Origin of the sequence: Subtercola vilae (assembly GCF_004923255.1) — a bacterium.
GTDB classification, from domain to species: Bacteria; Actinomycetota; Actinomycetes; order Actinomycetales; family Microbacteriaceae; genus Subtercola; species Subtercola vilae.
On sequence record NZ_QYRT01000004.1, the window covers coordinates 1 to 17835 of the forward strand.

The 17835-nt window shown below is 67.7% G+C and carries 19 protein-coding genes; 12 read left to right on the forward strand and 7 right to left on the reverse strand.

What is annotated here, in order from left to right; genetic code table 11:
• Together D4765_RS02640 and add are read left to right on the forward strand one after the other, a co-directional pair.
• Positions 1 to 1008, forward strand: a 1008-nt coding sequence (locus D4765_RS02640) for a nucleoside hydrolase (RefSeq protein WP_237280219.1), incomplete at its 5' end; no start/stop codon positions are given.
• Positions 1005 to 2024, forward strand: coding sequence for an adenosine deaminase (add, locus tag D4765_RS02645; protein WP_201799209.1), 1020 nt, complete (start codon positions 1005 to 1007; stop codon positions 2022 to 2024). The genes D4765_RS02640 and add, both read left to right, overlap by 4 nt.
• Before the next feature lie 43 nt (positions 2025 to 2067).
• Here the strand turns inward: add and D4765_RS02650 are convergent, their stop codons facing one another.
• Positions 2068 to 3162 (reverse strand): alkene reductase, encoded by a 1095-nt coding sequence (locus D4765_RS02650; RefSeq protein WP_136640680.1) that lies wholly within the window; start codon positions 3160 to 3162, stop codon positions 2068 to 2070.
• 215 nt (positions 3163 to 3377) lie between these two features.
• On the opposite strand from D4765_RS02650, the gene D4765_RS02655 reads away from it, so the two are divergent.
• Entirely contained in the window at positions 3378 to 4196 is an 819-nt protein-coding gene (locus D4765_RS02655; protein ID WP_136640681.1) for a mycofactocin-coupled SDR family oxidoreductase, read from the forward strand.
• Here D4765_RS02655 and D4765_RS02660 read toward each other — a convergent pair.
• The gene (locus D4765_RS02660) at positions 4183 to 4929 is read right to left on the reverse strand and encodes a glycosyltransferase family 2 protein (protein ID WP_136640682.1); all 747 of its coding nucleotides are present in this window, start codon (positions 4927 to 4929) and stop codon (positions 4183 to 4185) included. The two genes, D4765_RS02655 and D4765_RS02660, sit on opposite strands and share 14 nt — an antisense overlap.
• Positions 4930 to 5093: 164 nt before the next feature.
• On the opposite strand from D4765_RS02660, the gene D4765_RS19085 reads away from it, so the two are divergent.
• Positions 5094 to 5234, forward strand: coding sequence for a hypothetical protein (locus tag D4765_RS19085; RefSeq protein WP_161580325.1), 141 nt, complete (start codon positions 5094 to 5096; stop codon positions 5232 to 5234).
• 327 nt (positions 5235 to 5561) lie between these two features.
• Positions 5562 to 6023, forward strand: a complete 462-nt coding sequence (locus D4765_RS19090) for a HipA domain-containing protein (protein WP_161580326.1) — start codon at positions 5562 to 5564, stop codon at positions 6021 to 6023.
• Between the two features lie 32 nt (positions 6024 to 6055).
• On the opposite strand, the gene D4765_RS02670 is transcribed toward D4765_RS19090, so the two are convergent.
• Entirely contained in the window at positions 6056 to 7108 is a 1053-nt protein-coding gene (locus D4765_RS02670) for an LLM class F420-dependent oxidoreductase (protein ID WP_136640684.1), read from the reverse strand.
• Between the two features lie 113 nt (positions 7109 to 7221).
• Between D4765_RS02670 and D4765_RS02675 the strand changes: the two genes are divergently transcribed.
• Positions 7222 to 8199: an SCO6745 family protein gene (locus D4765_RS02675; protein WP_201799210.1), complete on the forward strand. Its 978-nt coding sequence runs from the start codon at positions 7222 to 7224 to the stop codon at positions 8197 to 8199.
• A gap of 1 nt (position 8200) precedes the next feature.
• Positions 8201 to 8800 carry a GNAT family N-acetyltransferase gene (locus D4765_RS02680; protein WP_136640685.1) on the forward strand — a complete coding sequence of 200 codons (600 nt, stop codon included), beginning with the start codon at positions 8201 to 8203 and terminating at the stop codon, positions 8798 to 8800.
• On the opposite strand, the gene D4765_RS02685 is transcribed toward D4765_RS02680, so the two are convergent.
• On the reverse strand, positions 8793 to 9875 hold the full coding sequence (locus D4765_RS02685; protein WP_136640686.1) for a hypothetical protein: 1083 nt from the start codon (positions 9873 to 9875) through the stop codon (positions 8793 to 8795). The genes D4765_RS02680 and D4765_RS02685 overlap by 8 nt on opposite strands.
• 203 nt (positions 9876 to 10078) lie before the next feature.
• Here D4765_RS02685 and D4765_RS02690 point away from each other — a divergent pair, with 203 nt between their 5' ends.
• The 5 genes from D4765_RS02690 (at position 10079) to D4765_RS02710 (ending at position 15380) form a co-directional block, all read left to right on the forward strand.
• Positions 10079 to 11020 carry a zinc-binding dehydrogenase gene (locus D4765_RS02690; RefSeq protein WP_136640687.1) on the forward strand — a complete coding sequence of 314 codons (942 nt, stop codon included), beginning with the start codon at positions 10079 to 10081 and terminating at the stop codon, positions 11018 to 11020.
• A 42-nt stretch (positions 11021 to 11062) separates the two neighbouring features.
• Positions 11063 to 11650 (forward strand): hypothetical protein, encoded by a 588-nt coding sequence (locus D4765_RS02695; protein WP_136640688.1) that lies wholly within the window; start codon positions 11063 to 11065, stop codon positions 11648 to 11650.
• A gap of 210 nt (positions 11651 to 11860) precedes the next feature.
• Positions 11861 to 13399, forward strand: a complete 1539-nt coding sequence (locus D4765_RS02700; protein WP_136640689.1) for a MinD/ParA family ATP-binding protein — start codon at positions 11861 to 11863, stop codon at positions 13397 to 13399.
• Positions 13400 to 13435: 36 nt separating this feature from the next.
• Entirely contained in the window at positions 13436 to 14476 is a 1041-nt protein-coding gene (locus D4765_RS02705) for an ABC transporter ATP-binding protein (protein ID WP_136640690.1), read from the forward strand.
• Positions 14466 to 15380 (forward strand): ABC transporter permease subunit, encoded by a 915-nt coding sequence (locus D4765_RS02710; protein ID WP_136640691.1) that lies wholly within the window; start codon positions 14466 to 14468, stop codon positions 15378 to 15380. The genes D4765_RS02705 and D4765_RS02710 overlap by 11 nt, the downstream gene beginning before the upstream one ends.
• 24 nt (positions 15381 to 15404) lie before the next feature.
• Here D4765_RS02710 and D4765_RS02715 read toward each other — a convergent pair whose 3' ends face one another.
• The 3 genes from D4765_RS02715 to D4765_RS02725 all read right to left on the reverse strand — a co-directional run bounded on the left by D4765_RS02715 (position 15405) and on the right by D4765_RS02725 (position 17821).
• The gene (locus tag D4765_RS02715) at positions 15405 to 15890 is read right to left on the reverse strand and encodes a pyridoxamine 5'-phosphate oxidase family protein (RefSeq protein WP_136640692.1); all 486 of its coding nucleotides are present in this window, start codon (positions 15888 to 15890) and stop codon (positions 15405 to 15407) included.
• Between the two features lie 121 nt (positions 15891 to 16011).
• The gene (locus D4765_RS02720) at positions 16012 to 17052 is read right to left on the reverse strand and encodes an NAD(P)-dependent alcohol dehydrogenase (protein WP_136640693.1); all 1041 of its coding nucleotides are present in this window, start codon (positions 17050 to 17052) and stop codon (positions 16012 to 16014) included.
• Between the two features lie 70 nt (positions 17053 to 17122).
• On the reverse strand, positions 17123 to 17821 hold the full coding sequence (locus D4765_RS02725) for an N-acetylmannosamine-6-phosphate 2-epimerase (protein ID WP_136640694.1): 699 nt from the start codon (positions 17819 to 17821) through the stop codon (positions 17123 to 17125).
• Positions 17822 to 17835: the final 14 nt, after the last annotated feature.

Here is a 17835-nt window from a genome sequence, read left to right on the forward strand (position 1 = left end):
CCCCCGCCCAGAACGGATCGCATGACCTCCTCCGCGCCCACCCGCCGCATCATCGTCGACACCGACACGGGAATCGACGATGCGCTCGCCCTGCTCTACCTGGCAGCGCAGCCCGAGGTCGAGCTGGTCGCCATCACGGCGGTGTACGGCAACTGCGTCGTCGACGACTCGGTGCAGAACATCGCCTACGTGCTCGGGCTCGTGGGCCTTGGCGAAACGCCGGTGGCGAGGGGGGCGGCGAAACCGCTGCACGCCGAGCCGCACATCGCACACTATGTGCACGGGCATGACGGCCTCGGTGACGTGATCGATGAGCGGCCACAGCCCTCGAACCTGCTGCCGCAGAGCGCAGCCGAATACCTCGTCGAGCTGGCCAGGGGCAACCCCGGAGAGTACGAGCTGCTGACGCTCGGCCCCCTCACGAACATCGCTCTGGCGCTCGAGATCGAGCCCGACCTGCTGACCCTCTTCACTTCGATCACGATCATGGGTGGTAGCGGCCCGTTCCCCGAGGTGGGGCGCACCGACATGTTCGACGCGAACATCCAGAACGACGCCGATGCCGCACGCGCTGTATTCCAGGCACCCGCGACCCGGCGCCTCATGGTGGGGGTGAACGCCACGGCCACCGTGGTCACCGACGAGCAAGACGTGCTGATGCTGCACCGCTCGGGCACGGCCACCGGCACATTCGCCGCCACCATTCTGGAGTCGTACCTCGACTTCTACCGACTCGCCTGGGGCCGCAGGGTGAGCCCTGTGCACGACGGGCTCGCCGCCATGCTGATGCTCCACCCCGAGTGGGCGACCGAGACCGTGACCGGCCCTGTGAACATCACGAACGACGGCTTCACGGTTCGCGCGCGCGTCATGCAGACGGCCGAGGGGCGCCTCGTGCCCTGGCCCATCGAGCCGGCCCCCGACACCATCGCCGTCACTGCCGTCAACATCGAAGCTGCCCTGCACGCCTTTCTCACCGCCCTCATCGAAGCTGGAGCAGACTCATGACCGACACCGCCGTTCAGACCCAGGCCCCCGTGCGCGATCTCGCGCTGCTGCCCAAGGGGCACCTGCACCTGCACATGGAGGCGGCGATTCGGCCCGCCACGCTCACCGACATGAGCGAGGCCATGGACATCGTCGTGCCCATGCACAGCGTGTTCACCGACTTCACCGAGTTCAGCGACACCTACCGCGGCATTCTCGCCGTGCTCTCGAACCCCGAGAACCTGGCTCGGCTCATCGACGAAGCGGTCGAAGATGCGGCCCGCGAAGGGGTCGTCTACATCGAGTTCGGGGCAAGCCCGCACTTCTACGCCGGGGTCTACGGTTCGACCGAGCTCGCTCTCGAAGCCATGATCGAGTTGTGCCGCGCGTCGGCTGAGAAGTGGGGCGTCGAGATCGGGCTCATGATCACCGTCGACCGCATCGAGAGCATCGAGGTGGGGGTGGCCTACGCGAAGGTGGCGGCCGCGTTCGCCGGGCGGGGTGTGGTGTCGCTCGGGCTCGCGAATGACGAGCGCGGGCATCCGGGAGCCCCGTATGCCGAGGCGTTCTCCATTGCGAAAAAGGCCGGTTTGCTGTCGACGCCGCACGCGGGCGAGCTGGTTGGGCCCGTCGAGGTGTGGTCGGCTCTGGATGACCTGCACGCCGACCGCGTTCTGCACGGTGTCACTTCGGCACTCGACCCCGCCCTCATGGCGCGGCTCGCGGCCGACGGAATCTGCCTCGACGTCTGCCCCACCTCGAACGTGCTGCTGTCGGTGGTGCCCGAGATCGGTGCCCACCCGCTGAAGGTGCTGCTCGAGGCGGGCGTGCGCTGCTCGATCAACGCCGATGACCCGATTCTGTTCGGGCCGGACATCCTCGCTGAGTACGAACTCTGCCGCACGGTTCTCGGGCTGAGCGACGAGCAGCTCGCCGCGTGCGCGTGGAGCTCGATCGAGTGCGGGGCGGGCTCGGCCGGCCTGAAGTCTGCCGCGAAGATCGCGATCGACGCCTGGCTGGCGGCCGAACCCGCCTGAGTCGCCGTCTGGCCCTGAATCTCTGTCTGGGCCCGGTGCGCGGCTACGCGACGGGCGCGAATGCCTCGTCGTAGGTGGGGTAGTCGGTGTAGCCCTCGGGGCCCGCGCCGTAGAGGGTGGCCGGGTCGAGCGGGTTCAGCTCGAGGTCGTCGCGCCAGCGCCTGACCAGGTCAGGGTTGGCGATGACCGGGCGGCCCACCACCACGGCGTCGGCCTGGGCATCCGCAATCAGGGCGATCGCTTCGTCGCGGGTTGTCACCGCGCCGAAGCCACTGTTGACGAGGAAGGCTCCGCCGAACTGGGCGCGCAGGCCCTGCACGAAGTCGCCGGACGGCTCCGCGTTCAGAACGCTGACGAAGGCGAGGCCCAGGTCGGCGGCGGTCTGCATGAGCCGGCCGTAGACGACGGCGCGGTCATCCGCATCGTTCTCGATGATGCCCTGGATATTGTGCGACGGCGAGATGCGAATGCCCACGCGGCCAGCACCGATCGCTTCGGCGACAGCGGTCATCACCTCGGTGACCAGACGGGTGCGGTTCAGAGCTGAGCCGCCGTAGCCGTCGGTGCGCACGTTCGAGGTGGCGCCGAGAAACTGGTGCAGCAGGTAGCCGTTCGCGGAGTGCAGTTCGACGCCGTCAAAGCCGGCTGCGACGGCGTTCTTCGAGGCCTGAACGAAAGTCTCGACAATGCTGGGAAGCTCGTCTTCGCCGAGCGCGTGCGGCACCGGGTAGGCCGCCTTTCCGAGCGGCGTGTGGGTTTCGCCGTCGATGGCAATGGCGCTCGGGGCCTCGACATGGTTATTGCCGTTGATCTCAGAGTGGCTGACCCGCCCGGCGTGCATGATCTGGGCGACAATGGTGCCGCCCTCCGCGTGCACTTGATCGGTCACCCTCTGCCAGCCGGCGAGCTGCTCTTCAGTGACGAGCCCCGGCTGGCCCGGGTAGCCCTGCCCGGCGAACGAGGGGTAGATGCCCTCGCTGACGATGAGGCCGACGGATGCCCGCTGGGCGTACTGCTCGACAACCATGTCGCCCGGCACTCCTTCGATGCCGGAACGGGTGCGGGTCAACGGGGCCATGACGATGCGGTTCGAAAGGGTGAGGTCGCCGGCAGTGAAAGGCGAGAAGAGGTCGGTCATACGCAAGTGTCCATTCGATCGGGGCGCTCGCCCGACAACCGGGCGCACGCACGGGGTACCTCTGGGTAACAGCCGAACGGCCCGGCAATATTCCTTGCCAATCATGTCGGGCGGGGCTAGCCTGCGACTATTCGGCACTCAGTGCCGAATGTGGGGCACTGGCCGCTCACGCTTTCGGAGGCGACCATCCACTCTCTATCGAAAGGAAGAGCATCATGGGAAGACTCGAGGGCAAAGTCGCCTTCATCACCGGCGCCGCTCGCGGCCAGGGGCGCAGTCACGCGCTGCGCCTCGCCCAGGAGGGCGCAGACATCATCGCCGTCGACATCGTGGGGCAGATCGACTCGGTTCCCTACCCCATGTCGGTTCCCGCCGACCTCGACGAAACGGTGGCGGGTGTCGAAGCCCTCGACCGCCGCATCGTGGCGATCAGGGCCGACGTGCGCGATCTCGACGCCCTCGTGGCGGCCGCCAAGAAGGGTGTGGCCGAGCTCGGCCCCGTCGACATCATTCTCGCCAACGCCGGAATCGCACCGCAGGGCACGAAGGCCGACAACGCACAAGCCTTCCGCGACGTGGTGGAGGTGAACTTGTTCGGCGTTCACAACACCGTGATGGCCGCCGTACCGTCGATGATCGAGAAGGGCCAGGGCGGTGCGATCGTGCTGACCAGCTCGACCCAGGGCCTCAGTGGTGCGGGTGGCGACGGAACAGGGGCAACGTCGGGCTACACGGCGGCCAAGCACGGCGTCGTCGGGCTCATGCGCACCTACGCGAACTGGCTGGCGCCGAAGAGCATCCGGGTGAACACGGTTCACCCCACCGGCGTGAACACCCCGATGGTGGTGAACGACGCTATGCAGGAGTTCCTGAACTCGAACCCCGGCATGGGCGCGGCACTGCAGAACCTGCTGCCGGTCGAGCTGATTCAGCCCATCGACATCAGCAACGCGATCGCGTGGCTGGTCAGCGATGAGGCGCGGTATGTCACCGGGGTCACGCTGCCGGTCGATGCGGGATTCACCGCGAAGTAGGGGCAGCCAGCGACCGCAGCAGCACATGCCGCCAGCGCAGAACCGACGAACTCGCCGGCCAGTGCAGCGCCAGCGTCTGAAAACCCCGGTGCATGCGGTACGCGAAGGTGCGCCAATCGGTCAACGGGCGTGACGAGATGCCAACCCAGACTGCGGTGTCGTACACAATCGTGAACCGTGGGGTCAAATGGATGCTCAGATCCACGTCGTCGTGCAGATCGGTTCCCCAGCAGTGCACCGAGCCCCGCACCTCACGCCACACCGACCGCCGCAGAAAGAAGGTAGACCCGAACAGCGGAACCGTCGCGAGCGCCAAGCGCATCGAGTGGAAGTACGCACCCATGTACAGCGCCCCGAGCATCCAACTGCCCCGCGCTGGGCCATCGTAGAAACGGCCGGGCCCGGTGACCGCGTCGACGCCGGGCTCTTTTTCGAGCCGCGCCAGGCCGTTCTCTATCCACCGCGGCGGCGGCACCGAGTCTGCGTCGAGACGCGCGATGACATCGAACCGGCACGCGTCGTAGCCCGTCGTGCTGGCTGCAGGGATGCCCGGCTCGGCCTCGTAGAGTACGCGGGCCCCCCACGCGGCGGCCACGTCACCGCTGTCGTCGGTGCTCGCGTTGTCGACCACGATCACCTCGTCTGGTGCCACGGTCTGTGCGGCGAGCGCCGCCAGGCAGCTCGCGAGCGCTCGGGAATCGTTCTTCACCGGAATGACGACAGAGACTCTCACCCCTTCACCGTACGATCAAATGCAGCGCGGCGTTGGGGGCTGACAACGGATGCAATTCGTGTATCGACGCTGAGCCAACTACACATTTCGGGCAGCTCTCTCGAGGAACACTGCGCCGCCTTGAGCAGGGCGAAGGCGGGGCGAGCGTCGAGAGTCTGGTGCGGGTGCTTCGTTCGCTGGGCATCCTGCAGCAGGTTGTCGAGAGCGTCGACCCGTACTCGTCTGACGTGGGGCGGTTGCGTTCTGATGAGATACTTCCCCAGCGAGTGCGGCGCCCCACCACCCTGAGAACCGACAATGGTTGACGAACGCGCCGAGGTGTGGGTGCAACTGCTTGGCTACGACCGCTCGCCGGAACGGTGTTCGCGCACCCGCGCGGGCGCACCGGCGCGGGCGCACCGAAAGCGCTACCTTCAGCTACGCCGATTCATATCTCGCCACGCCGCTGGCCTATTCGGCGAACTCGACTAGGGTCATCGCGCTCGCGTAGCCGATGCGCGTATCGCCGTGTCTGTCGAATCTGCCGAGCACCAGCACGCTGCGGCCCGAGACCGTCATCAGCTCAGAGGTCGGGGGCTGGATGCCCGCCGCCGATTGAGCTCCCCGCGCCGACAAGCAGGCGCAGGACATCGTTGCCCCTGCTCGAAGCCCGCGACGGCGAACAGCGCAGCTCTGTCGAGATCGCCGAACTGATCGAGCAGTTCGCGTCGTTGCCGACAGCGCAGCTGGCCGAACTTTGGCGGCGCATGGTGTTCTCGATGCTCATCTCCACTACCGATGATCACCTTCGAAACCATGGCTTTCTGCCTGAAGACAGCTCGAACTCATGGAACCTCGCACCCGCATTCGACCTGAATCCGAACCCCGAGCCCGGCAACAAACAGCTCTCGACGGCGGTCGTTGACAACGACTTCGACATCGATGTGGAGTCGGCGCGGGCGGTCGCCGGTCTTTTCAGGCTCAGCCTCGCCCAGGCGAAGACCATCGAGGCCGAGGTCAGACAGAGTGTGGCGCGGTGGGCGGTCGAGGCGGCACGAATGCAAATCCGGCACTCAGAGATCGACTTGATGGCAGGGAGGTTCGAGGGGGCGTGACGCGATCGGCGTCAGGCGTCAGGCGTCAGGCGTCAGGCGAGGGAGGCGAGCAGGTTCTGCGCGGCCTCGACGGCCGAGAGACGGGTGGTGCGCGAGCCGCCGAGGGGCTGCACGAGAATCGTGGTCACTCCCGAATCGAGCAGGGCGAGCATCCGGAGCCTGACCTCGCTCTCGGTGCCGATGAGGGCGGTCGAGCGCACGAGGTCGTCGGGTACGGCGGCGGCGGCCTCGGCTTTCTGGCCGGTGAGGTAGAGCTCCTGAATGAGGGCGGCCTCGTCGCCGTAGCCGTAGCGGCTGGCGAGGTCGTTGTAGAAGTTGGCCCCGCGGGCGCCCATGCCGCCCACATACAACGCCATGCGCTGGCGGTACTCGTCGAAGGCCTCGTCGGTGCTGTCGCCGATGAAGAGGGGCATCTCTGCAACGACGTCGAGCGCGCCGAGGGCCGGGTCGCGAAGAGCTCTGCCCTGCGCGAGAGCTGCGCCCCACGCGAGGTCGGCCCGCTCGGGGTAGTAGAACAGGGGCAGCCAGCCGTCGGCGATCTCTGCGGCCTGCGCCACGCTTTTGGGCGTGAGCGCCGCGACGGTGATCGGGATGCCCGGCCGCAGCGGTCGGTTGATGAGCTTCAGCGGCTTGCCGAGCCCGGTGCCCTCGCCCACCGGCAGCGGAATCGAGTAGTACCGCCCGGCGTGGTCGATCTTCTCGCGCCGCCACACGGCGCGGCAGATCTCGATGGTCTCGCGGGTGCGACCCAGGGGTGCGTCGAACGGCACCCCGTGGAAGCCTTCGATGACCTGCGGCCCCGAGGTTCCGATGCCGAGTTCGAACCGCCCGCCCGACAGCGAATCGAGCCCCGCCGCCGTCATGGCGATGAGCGTGGGCGTGCGCGAGTACAGAGGCAGGATGCCCGTGGCCAGCGTGATGCGCTCAGTGACGGCCGCGAGGTAGCCGAGCTTGCTCACCGCATCGAACGAGTACGCCTCAGAGACGCTGACCTGCTCGACGCCGAACTTCTCGAACTGAACCACGTCGGCTGCGGCCTCGGCGAAATCACTGGAATAGTCGACAACAACACCGAGTCTGGCCATCACACCACCGTAGCCGCCCGGCCTCGGGGGCGAAAGCCCGGGGTGGTGGGCTGCACGTATGCTCGAGGGTGTTGGGCGGCGGCGGGGGCGCGGCATGAGAACGGAAGGCGCACATGAGCAGTCGGGAACATCTGGTTCGAGCCCTCTGGACTCTCTTCGAGCCCGTTCACGCCCTCACCTACTTCTCGCCGCAGTCGCGCGACAGTTTCGCCGCCGCCGGCCTCACACGCTACTGGGACGGCTACTTCGCCGGCCGCGCAGCCCCCCTCGGAGCCATCTCGGGCGCGCCCGTGACCGCCATCTTCAGTGGTTTCGCGCCCGCGCTCGTCGAGCGGGCCCTGCCCGCGGTGTGGAGCACACTCACGCCCGAACGCGCTCTCGAGGCTCGCGCCGAGGGTGCCGTGGCCACGATTCGCGCACTCGCGCCCGACGAGTCGATCGTCGCCCGCGCCGCCGAGGCGCTGCTGCCGGCCGCGCTCGCTGTCGGCGCGCACGCCGTGGGTCGCCCCTTGGCCGCGGCCAACCACGCACTGCTCGCAGCCCTCGTCACCCCTGACCCGTACCGAGTGCTGTGGCAGTGCGTCACCACGCTCCGCGAACACCGCGGCGACGGACACGTGCTCGCGCTGGTGACAGAAGACATGGCGGGGCTGTCGACCATCGTGCTGCGCGCCGGGCTCGACCTCGACGCCCCCCACATGCAGCGCGCCCGCGGCTGGACCGACGACGAGTGGCACGCCGAACAGCGCTCACTGGTCGCGCGCGGCCTGCTTGCACCGGCCGCATCCAGAACCGACGCCGGCACATCACCCGCCACCGCACCGCACGCCGCCACGCCGTTGGGCGAAGCCGCCCTCGCGCGGGCGGAGCAGCTCACCAACACGCTCGCCGTGGGGCCGTGGCAGCTGTTCGACGACAATGCTCTGCGGGCGATCGCCGCGGCCCTCTACCCGGTGGCGGCGGCGTGCGCGCCGCTGTTCCCGTACCCGAACCCGATCGGCATGCCGCACTCGTGGAACCCGACGACCGACCCCGATGCCACCGCCGTACCCTCTGCTCCCGAACGAGGCGCAGCCCGTACGGCGGCGTGACATGGCCGGGTATGAACGCAGCCCGGCCGTGTCGCCGCATGACGGGGCCGCGCCCAAACGCGACCCAGCCCCGTGGAGGCTGCGGCCGAGCACGGCCGACGACGCCGCCTGGATCGCCGAGCTGCGCGCCGAGGTCATGCGCCCCGACCTCGAACGGCTCGGCCGGTTCGACCCCGACCGGGTGCGGCAGCGCTTTCTGAACGCCTTCGTTCCCGAATTCACCTCCGTGATCGAGGCATCCGGGGCCGGCGAGGCAGTCGGGGCCAGCGAACTGCCCGGGGCGCCGGCATCACCGGAGTCGCCCGCTCCCGACGAAGACCGCACGCACGTCGCCCTCGGCGTGATCGCCGTGCGCCCAGAGCCCGACGCGCTGTGGATCGAGCACTTCTACCTGGCCCCGTCCCAGCAGGGTCGCGGGCTGGGGAGCGCCGTACTGCAGCACGTGATGCGCGAGCACGCCGATGAACGCCCGTTTCGACTCGACGTTCTGCAGGGCAGCCCCGCTCGGCGACTGTACGAACGCCACGGCTTCGAGTTCGAACGCGAAGACGAGGTCGACGTCTTTCTCGTCAGGGCTCCCGACGTGAATATGCTCAGGTAGCGCGCGGCGGCGCCGGCGGAGAGCACACGATCACGTCGAGGGAACCCTGCAGGGTGATCTCGCCGGCTCCGAACGGTACCAGCACGGTCATCCCCCGGCCAAGCCGCAGCGACAGCGGCAGCGGCGCCGCGCTGGCTCCGATGGATGCAGCACCGGCGGCAGCACCAGCCTGCAGCGAGCCTTCCCCCGCCACCACCACCAGAATCGCGAAACCAGCCGCCAGCGTGGCCGCACCCTCGACATGCACCGAACGCGCCCGAAAGAACCGGTCGGCAGCCGGCGGAAAGTGGGTGGCCCCGTCGCCCCGCCCCTCACCCAGAACTGCGAGTTGCTCCGGCAGCCATAGAGATCGGTCGAGCCCTGTGACGGCGGTTCGAACATCCAGCCCCAGCAGCGCACTCGACAGCGTGAAGCCGGGAAACCCCTGATATTCGAGCAGAATCGAGAGGTCGGTGGGCTCCTGCAGTTCGACCAGCGTGACGCCCGGCCCGATGCCGTGGGCGACGCCCGCCGGAACGAACAGAGTGTCGCCGGTCGCCAGCGCGACACGGTTCATGGCGCCCACCATGTCGGGAACATCCTGCTCGGTCACCCAGTGCTCGGCCTCGACCGAGGAGATGGGGCGGTTGAATCCGAGCAGTGCATAGGCGTCAGGCCCGTCGGTGTCGATGACCACCCAGGCCTCGGTCTTGCCCACCGTTCGCCCGAGGTGCGCCGAAGCGAACGCCGCATCGGGGTGGTAGTGCACGAACAGCCGCTCGTCGGTGCTGAGCAGTTTGACGAGCAGCATGGGGTCGGCGCCGAACGCCTGCACGTGGTGCGGCCCGAGGTAGCCGAGGGGGTCTGCTTCGATCGCATCACGCAGGGAACGACCATCCGGCAGCACCGTGAGCCCCACCCCGTGGCCCGAGAACACCTCGGTGCTCGAACCCACGAAGTCTTCGGGGGTGTACGGGTCGATGTGGGCGGTGCCCCTGAACCGGGCGATTCCCGAGCCTCCGCGGTAGGGCCGGTTGAGGGGCTGGTTGGGCGCCAGGATGACCGGGGCCACACCCTCGTTTCGAATGTCACTCATGGCGGTCTCCGAACGTGAAGTCGATACGGTATTGCGCTGATTCGCCTACCGCCAGCACTGGCAGCAGACCCTGCGCGTCTGCGGTGGCGCGCCCAGCGAGCGTAGCGCGCTTCAACGCGCCGCCGCCACGAGTGCGCCGCGGGGCCGACTCGCCGACCCGCCAGCCGGTTCTCATTCGCAGGCGACAAGCGTTTAATAGCCGTATGCAACGCAGATGGATAGCAACAGACTTCGGCGACCTCGACGTGTTCAGCGAGGTCGAGGCCGTCGTACCCGAACCGGAGCACGGCGAGGTGACGCTCGAGATTCGTGCGGCGGGCATGAACCCGGCCGACTACAAGCACGTCGCTTCAGGCAGTGACCGCAGCCAACTGCCCATCGCGGTGGGGTACGAGGTGGCCGGCATCATCACCGCCGTCGGGCCCGACACCGAGATCGCGTCAGGCGGCGGCCGGGTCGGCGACGAGGTGATCGCATTCCGGGTACAGGGCGGGTACGCGTCGGCACTGACCGTGCCGGCGAAAGACGTCTTCGCGAAGCCAGAGGCGCTTGGTTTCGCCGAGGCGGCCAACCTGCTGCTCGCCGCAACAACAGCCAGCGAGATGCTGCACGTCACAAAGGTCGCGCCGGGCGACACCATCGTGCTGCACGGGGCATCGGGCGCGGTGGGCGTGAGTGTGCTGCAGCAGGCGAAACTCATCGGCGCTCGGGTAGTGGGCACCGCCAGCGAGAGCAGCTTCGAGACCGTGCGGCGCTTCGGCGGGCATCCGGTGGCGTACGGAGAAGGGCTCGAGGGCCGACTTCACGACGCTGCCGCCGAGGGGTTCGCTGCCGCGCTCGATGCCGTCGGCACCGACGAAGCGGTTGACGCGTCGCTCGCACTCGTCACGGACCGGGCGCGCATCGTGACCATTGCCGCACCGGCGCGGGCCACGGCAGACGGATTCGTCGCGATCGGCGGGTCGATGCCGGCCAGCGCGGCCTACCGCGACAGCGTACGGGCGCACCTCATCGGGCTGGCGGCGTCGGGCCGGCTTGTGGTTCCGATCGCGCGAACCTACCCACTCGACGACGCGCGCGCGGCCCTCGAATTTCTGAGTAGCCAGCACCCCGGCGGTAAGCTGGCGCTGATCCCTGAGCGGTGATTTCTGAGCACTGCAAACTGAGCACCAACGAAAGCGAAAGCCATGGTCGTCACCCGCTTTCGCCGAGCGGCTCGCCCGGCCCTCGCGCTGTCGTCTCCCCCGCTCGATCACGGTGTCATTCAGCGGGCCGTCGATGAGGGCGTTCTCATCATGCGCCTTGCGCTCACCATGGCCACGAAGAACCACATCATCGTCGAAGCGCTGCGCGAAGATCGCTCGTTCGACGAAGAGGCCGTCGGCGGGTTCGTGCGGCGAGAACTGCGGGCGCTTGCCCTCGAACAGGTGGGGTACGCCAACCGCATGCGCATCGAGATGCGCTCGCTCACCAGGCCACCGAGACGCTCCGCTTCGAAGCTCGAGGATGCCCGCACCCAGTTCTCCATGCTCACCCAGCGGCGCGTGACCTACTCGGCTCTCTCGTCAGAACTCGACCGGCTCACCCGCGACGAGCGGTTCGTGGCAGACGCCGTCGAAGCAGCCCGAGCCGCCGCGTGGGACGATCTCGCCGGCGCCCTGACGAGCCACCTCGACCGCGTCGCCGCCGTGCTGCTCGACCCGAACTACGCTGCCGAGCGAGGGGAGCGGATGCGCGCCGTGCGCTACATCGACCTGCCCCGCCTCGCCCGCTGACCCGCCACGCGCGGCCCGCTGACCTTCCCGACCGGGGCCCCCGACCCGCGGCGTGGCAGGGTTCCAAGGCCCGCCACGCTCCGGATGCCCCTAGCGGGTTTCGGCGTCGCCGAGAAGCTCCCCGCCGAGATGCCCGCCGTCGTCTAACCTCATATGAAGGGCACAGCGAGTGTTCCCGTACATTTTTGACGAAAAAGAAGGGGGTTCGGCATGGCAATCGACAAAAACCAGGTGCTTGCTGCCCCCGTGCTGACAGCCACACTGCGGCCCGACAACACCGGGGAACTTCGGGTTGACGGCACTGTGCACCGCATCACCGGCGCATCCGACGGCGAAGCGCTGCAGGCTCTGATCGCCCTGATGCAGGCGGAGGCGGCGCGTCTGGGCGGCCCCGTTCGGGTCACCACCCGCGCGCAGACCGGCGTGAGCGTGCTGCTCGTCGGCGTCGACGGAACGGTCGAAGAGGAGAGCTACACGCCGAACGAGGAGCTCGACGAGGGCGAGGGCGACGAGAGCGACGACGAAGACGTCGATGTCGATGTCGATGTCGATGTCGATGTCGATGTCGATGTCGATGTCGACGGTATCGACGATGCCAGCGACGACGACCTGGATGACGATCTCGACGACGACTTCGATGATGACGGCGCCTCGTCGGCCGCATACCAACCGGTCTCGGCGGCCTCGCCCGCTCTGGTGACCTCGGCGCCCGCACCCGCAACACCGTCGTTGCCAGCGAGCACCGCCTCGCCCGACTCATCCAGAACCCCAGCCACCACCGTTTCACCCGCAGACACGAAAGACACCATGTCAAACCAAACACAGAGCCGTGACTTGCGTGACGCCCCCTCGTTTCTCGCCGCGCCCAGCAGCACCGAGCCCGCCCAACAGGGCTTCGCCGGCTTTCTCAACCACATCGGGTTTCATCTGGCACCGGGGCGGTCTGAGCAGAGCGAACGCCGCGACATCGAAGAAGTGACCCGTCGTTTCGACGCTCGGCGCACCGTCACCGTGATCAATCGCAAGGGCGGGGCCAACAAGACCCCCACGGTTGTGAACCTCGCCGCGGTCTTCGGACGCTACGGCGGCGGCAGCGTGCTCGCCTGGGACAACAACGAGACCATGGGCACCCTCGGCTGGCGCACCGAGCAGGGTACCCACGAATCGACCGTTCTCGACGTCATCGACAGCGCCGACGCACTGCTCAGCAGCGAGGCCGAGTTCGGCCAGATGTCGACCTTCGTGCACCACCAGCCGGCCGACAAGTTCGATGTGCTGCGCTCTGACGAAGACATCGCCGGCACCCATGAGGTCACCGCAGCCGAGGTCGACCTCGTGCACCGCGTCGCCGCGAAGTACTACCGGCTGATCTTCATGGACTCCGGCAACAGCGACCGTGCTGAGAACTGGCTCCGGATGATCGACCACACCGACCAGCTCGTGGTTCCGACCACCACCATGGAAGACCGCGCGCAGGCCGCGCTGCTCACCCTTCAGGCCGTACAGACGCGCAGCGAGAAGGCGGCTGAGCTCGCCCGCAACGCCGTCGTCGTGGTGTCGGAGTGGCAGCCGAAAGAGTCGAGCATCTCGCAGCGCATGGCCGACGAGTTTCGGCCGTACGTTCGCGATGTGGTCATCGTGCCCTTCGACCCGGCGCTGAAGGCGGGCCGAATCCAGCACGCGGGCCTCCAACCCGCGACCCGCCGTGCCTGGCTCGCCGCGGCAGCAGCAGTCGCCCGCGGCCTCTGACCGGTTGAACGACGCCGGCCTGGTACGGGAGAAGCGATGGCTGCCCACACCGGTGCTGCCGTCAGCACGAGCGCGCTGAGCAAGCGATTCGGTCGAGCCGTGGCGCTCGATGCACTCACTCTCGACGTCGCGGCCGGCAGCATCTTCGGCGTGATCGGCCCGAATGGAGCCGGCAAGACGACCGCGCTCCGGCTGCTGCTCGACATCATTCGCCCCACGTCGGGATCAGCCCTCGTGCTCGGAGTCGACCCCCGCATCGGGGGCCCGGAGCTTCGTCGCCGCATCGGCTATCTCCCGGGTGAGCTTCGCCTCGAGGGCCGCATCACCGGTCGAAACCTGCTCGACCAGCTCGCCCGCATCAGCGGGCCGGTCGCGCCCGGCGCCATCGATACCCTGGCCGAACGAGTGGGCCTTGATCTCACCCGTCAGGTGCGTACGCTGTCGAAAGGCAACAAGCAGAAGCTCGGCATCGTGCAGGCTTTCATGCACACCCCCGACCTGCTGGTTCTCGACGAGCCGACGAGCGGCCTTGATCCGCTGGTGCAGCAGACGTTTCTCGTTTTGGTCACCGAGGCCGCCGCCCGCGGCCAGACCGTCATAGTGAGTTCGCACGTGCTCAGCGAGATCGAGCAGGTCGCCGACAGGGTGGCCATTATGCGCGCCGGCCGAGTGGTTCGGCTCAGCTCGGTTCAGGAGTTGCGGCAGAGCGCCGCGCGGCACGTCCGTGCGACCCTCAGCGGCACCGATGTTGCGACGGTGCGTGCCGCACTCGAAGCCGACGGCGCACTGAGCGCGCTCAGCACGCTCAGTGCCGGGCTCAGCGCTGACAGCGCCGGGATCAGCGAACCTCTCGGCACGGGCAGCGTCTGCATCTCCGGCACCCTCAACGGCAGCATCGACCGACTCGTAAAACTGCTCGCGGGCTTCACCGTGGTCGACCTGCGCATCGAAGAACCCGACCTCGAAGAGTCGGTTCTGGCGCTGTACCGCGACGACGAACCCGGCAGCACGCGCGAGCACCACCGCGACGACCACCGCGATGGTAGACGCACGAAGAGGCACCCTCATGAGTCGTGACGCTACAGATTCGGTGGCCGAGAAACCTGATGACGAGCATCCTGGTGACGGGCATGCCTCAGCCGAGCATCCGGCAGCCCTGCAGGCTCCCGACGCCCACCCGCACACCCTCCCTCTTCTGAGGCAGTCGCTCGTGGGTAGCTGGCGATCGCTTCTCGCCTGGTCACTCGGTCTCGCCGCGACGATTCTGCTCTACATGCCCCTGTTTCCGTCTCTGGGCGGGGCCAATTCGCAGCTGTCGGCTCTGCTCGCGAGTCTGCCGCCGCAGCTCATCAAAACCCTCGGGTACACCGACATAGCGTCGGGTTCGGGCTATGCCGAGTCGACGTTCTTCGGCCTCGTCGGTTTTCTGCTGATGAGCGCCGCCGCCACGACCTGGGGTTCGGCTGCCATCGCCGGCGACGAGGAGAGCGGAGCACTCGAACTGATTCTCGCCCACGGAGTCAGCCGACACCAGCTCGTACTCGAGCGGAGCCTTGCCGTAACGGTGCGACTGGTCGTGCTCGCCGCCGTGAGCGGCGCCCTGCTGGCCGCCGTGAACCCGAGCTCACAACTCGGTTTGGCCGGCACCGACATCGTCGCCGCCTGCGCCGCCTTTCTCGGGCTCGGCCTCGTCTCGGGCAGCGCCGCCCTCATGGTGGGCGCGCTGACCGGCCGTAGGCTCTTCTCCACCGCTGCGGGTGCTGGTGTCGCCGCTGTGAGCTATGTGGTCAACGCCATCGGCAGTCAGTCGGCCGCTCTGGATGCTCTGCGATCGTTCACCCCGTACGGATGGGCCTATCGGCACACCCCTCTGGCCACCGGCGCTGACCTTCCGGGCCTGGCCCTGCTTTTCGGCCTGAGCGCCCTCTTCACCGTGGTGGCCGTCGCCGCCCTCCGCCGCCGCGACATCTCGGGCGCCTGACCGGCGGCGGGCGGCGGGCGGCGGCTAGAGCTCGACCTTCTCGTTCTCGGCACCGTCGTAGGCGTCGCCGGTCACCTTCGATTTCACGAAACTGAGCACCGACGCCACGCGACCACCGGGGGTGTCCCAGTACTCTGCACTCTCGCTCGTGAACTTGATCAGAGTCACGTTCGGGTCGCCGGGGCCGTCGGGAAACCACGCTTCGACCCACTTGTTCCACAGGTCATTGAGTTTGGCCGAGTCGGTGACCTCGCTGGCGGTGCCCGAGAGCGACACCCAGGTGTCGTTCGATGCGAACGACACCCCGACGACCGGGTTCGCCGCGATTTCGGCGATCTCGTGCGAGTCGTGCGCTGCGATGAACCAGAGGTCGCCGTCGAATTCGGCCTCCTGCACGGTCATCGGCCGAGCGACGAGCTTGCCGTCGGCACTGGTGGTCGTGAGCATTGCGAAACGAAAGTCTGTGATCAGTTCGGCGACTTTTGCTACGCCGGTTGTGCTGTCAGCCATTGTGGGCTCCTTACGTTGGGTTGTGCATCCACTCTTCGCTGCACACCAGCGCACTTCAAACCCTTGACTTCGAGCTCGCCTGCCCGGACAGACGTCACGCCGACACCAGACAGACGGGGGCTCAGATCGTCGAGGTATCGATCACGAACCGGTACCGCACGTCGCTCTTGACGACGCGATCGTATGCTTCGCCCACCTGGTCGGCACTGATGACCTCGATCTCAGAGCCGAGGCCGTGCTCGGCGCAGAAGTCGAGCATCTCCTGCGTCTCACGAATGCCACCGATATTCGAGCCGGCGAGGCTGCGACGGCCGGCGATCAACGAGAAGACGCGGAACGTCTGCGCGTTCTCGGGCAGGCCCACGAACACCATCGAACCGTTGAGCGTGAGCATCGAGAGGTACCGGTCGAGATCGAGGTCGGCCGACACCGTGTTGATGATCAGGTCGAAGCGCTTGCGGTTCGTCTTGAATGTCTGCGGGTCGCTCGTGGCGAAGTAGTCGTCGGCGCCGAGGCGCAGCCCGTCGTCGTGCTTCGAGAGCGTCTGGCTGAGCACGGTGACCTCAGCGCCGAGCGCGTGGGCGATCTTCACGCCCATGTGGCCGAGGCCGCCCATGCCGACGATGGCGACCTTCTTGCCGGGGCCTGCACCCCAGTGCTTCAGGGGCGAGTACGTGGTGATGCCCGCACACAGCAGCGGCGCAGCCACGTCGAGGCTGATGCCCTCGGGAATACCGAGCACGTAGTTCTCGTCGGCGACGATCTGCTTGCTGTACCCGCCGTAGGTCTCTTCGCCGCTGTACTGGCGGCCGTTGTAGGTTGCGACGTTGCCCTTCAGGCAGAACTGCTCTTCGCCTGCCAGGCAGTTCTCGCACTCGCGGCACGAGTCGACAAAACAACCGATTCCCACTCGGTCACCGACGCGGTAGCGCGTGACACCCGGGCCGACCTCGGCGACGATTCCCGCGATCTCGTGGCCGGGAACCATCGGAAAGATTGCGGTGCCCCACTCTTCGCGGGCCTGGTGGATGTCGGAGTGGCAGATACCGGCGAAGGCAATGTCGATCAGCACGTCGTGCTCGCCCACGTCACGGCGTTCAATTGTGGAACGTTCAAAAGCGGCCCCCGCTGAGGGGGTGACCAGGGCTGCAACAGTAGACATGAAATCCTCGCTCGACCACCACCAAGGGGGCGCCCGAATGCGCCCTGCGTCAGTGTGGTGTGTCTTAAGCCTACGACGCGGTTGCCCCTCTGATGGCACCGTCGAACCAGCGCGTGATGCTTGCCGAGTGTGTTATGGCAGTGCCCACCACGAGCGCGAATGCCCCGGCGCTGACGCAGTCGCGGGCGTGCTGCAGCGTGTGAATGCGCCCCTCGGCGATCACCGGAACATCGAGCGCGCCGGCGAGTTGCGCCAGCATGTCGAGGTCGGGGCCGTCGGTCGCCGTGCGCTCACCCGTGTACCCGCTCAGCGTCGTACCCACGCAGTCAGCGCCGTCATCGGCCGCGGCCAGGCCGTCGGCAGGCGAACCAGCGTCGGCCATGACCAGAACCCCGGTCTCGCCGTGCAGGCGGTTGATGGTCTCTCGCAGGGTCAACCCGTCGGGCCGGGGGCGGCGGGTGCCGTCGATGGCCACGATCTCGGCGCCCGCCTCAGCGACCCGACGGGCGTGCTCGAAGGTGGGGGTGATGAAGACTCCGGATGCCCCCACCTTCCACAGCCCGATCTGCGGAACTCTCACGCGCTCGTGTATGAGCGCAATGTCGCCCGGGCCCTGCGCCCGAATACCCACCGCTCCCCCGATCACCGCGGATTCCGCGAGCTCTGCCATGGTCTCGGGGTTTCGCATCGGCTCACCGGGGTAGGCCTGGCACGAGACGATGAGGCCGCTCTTCAGGGCGAGCAGGGTGGGGTGTATGGAGCGGGTCATTGGCGGTTCCGTTC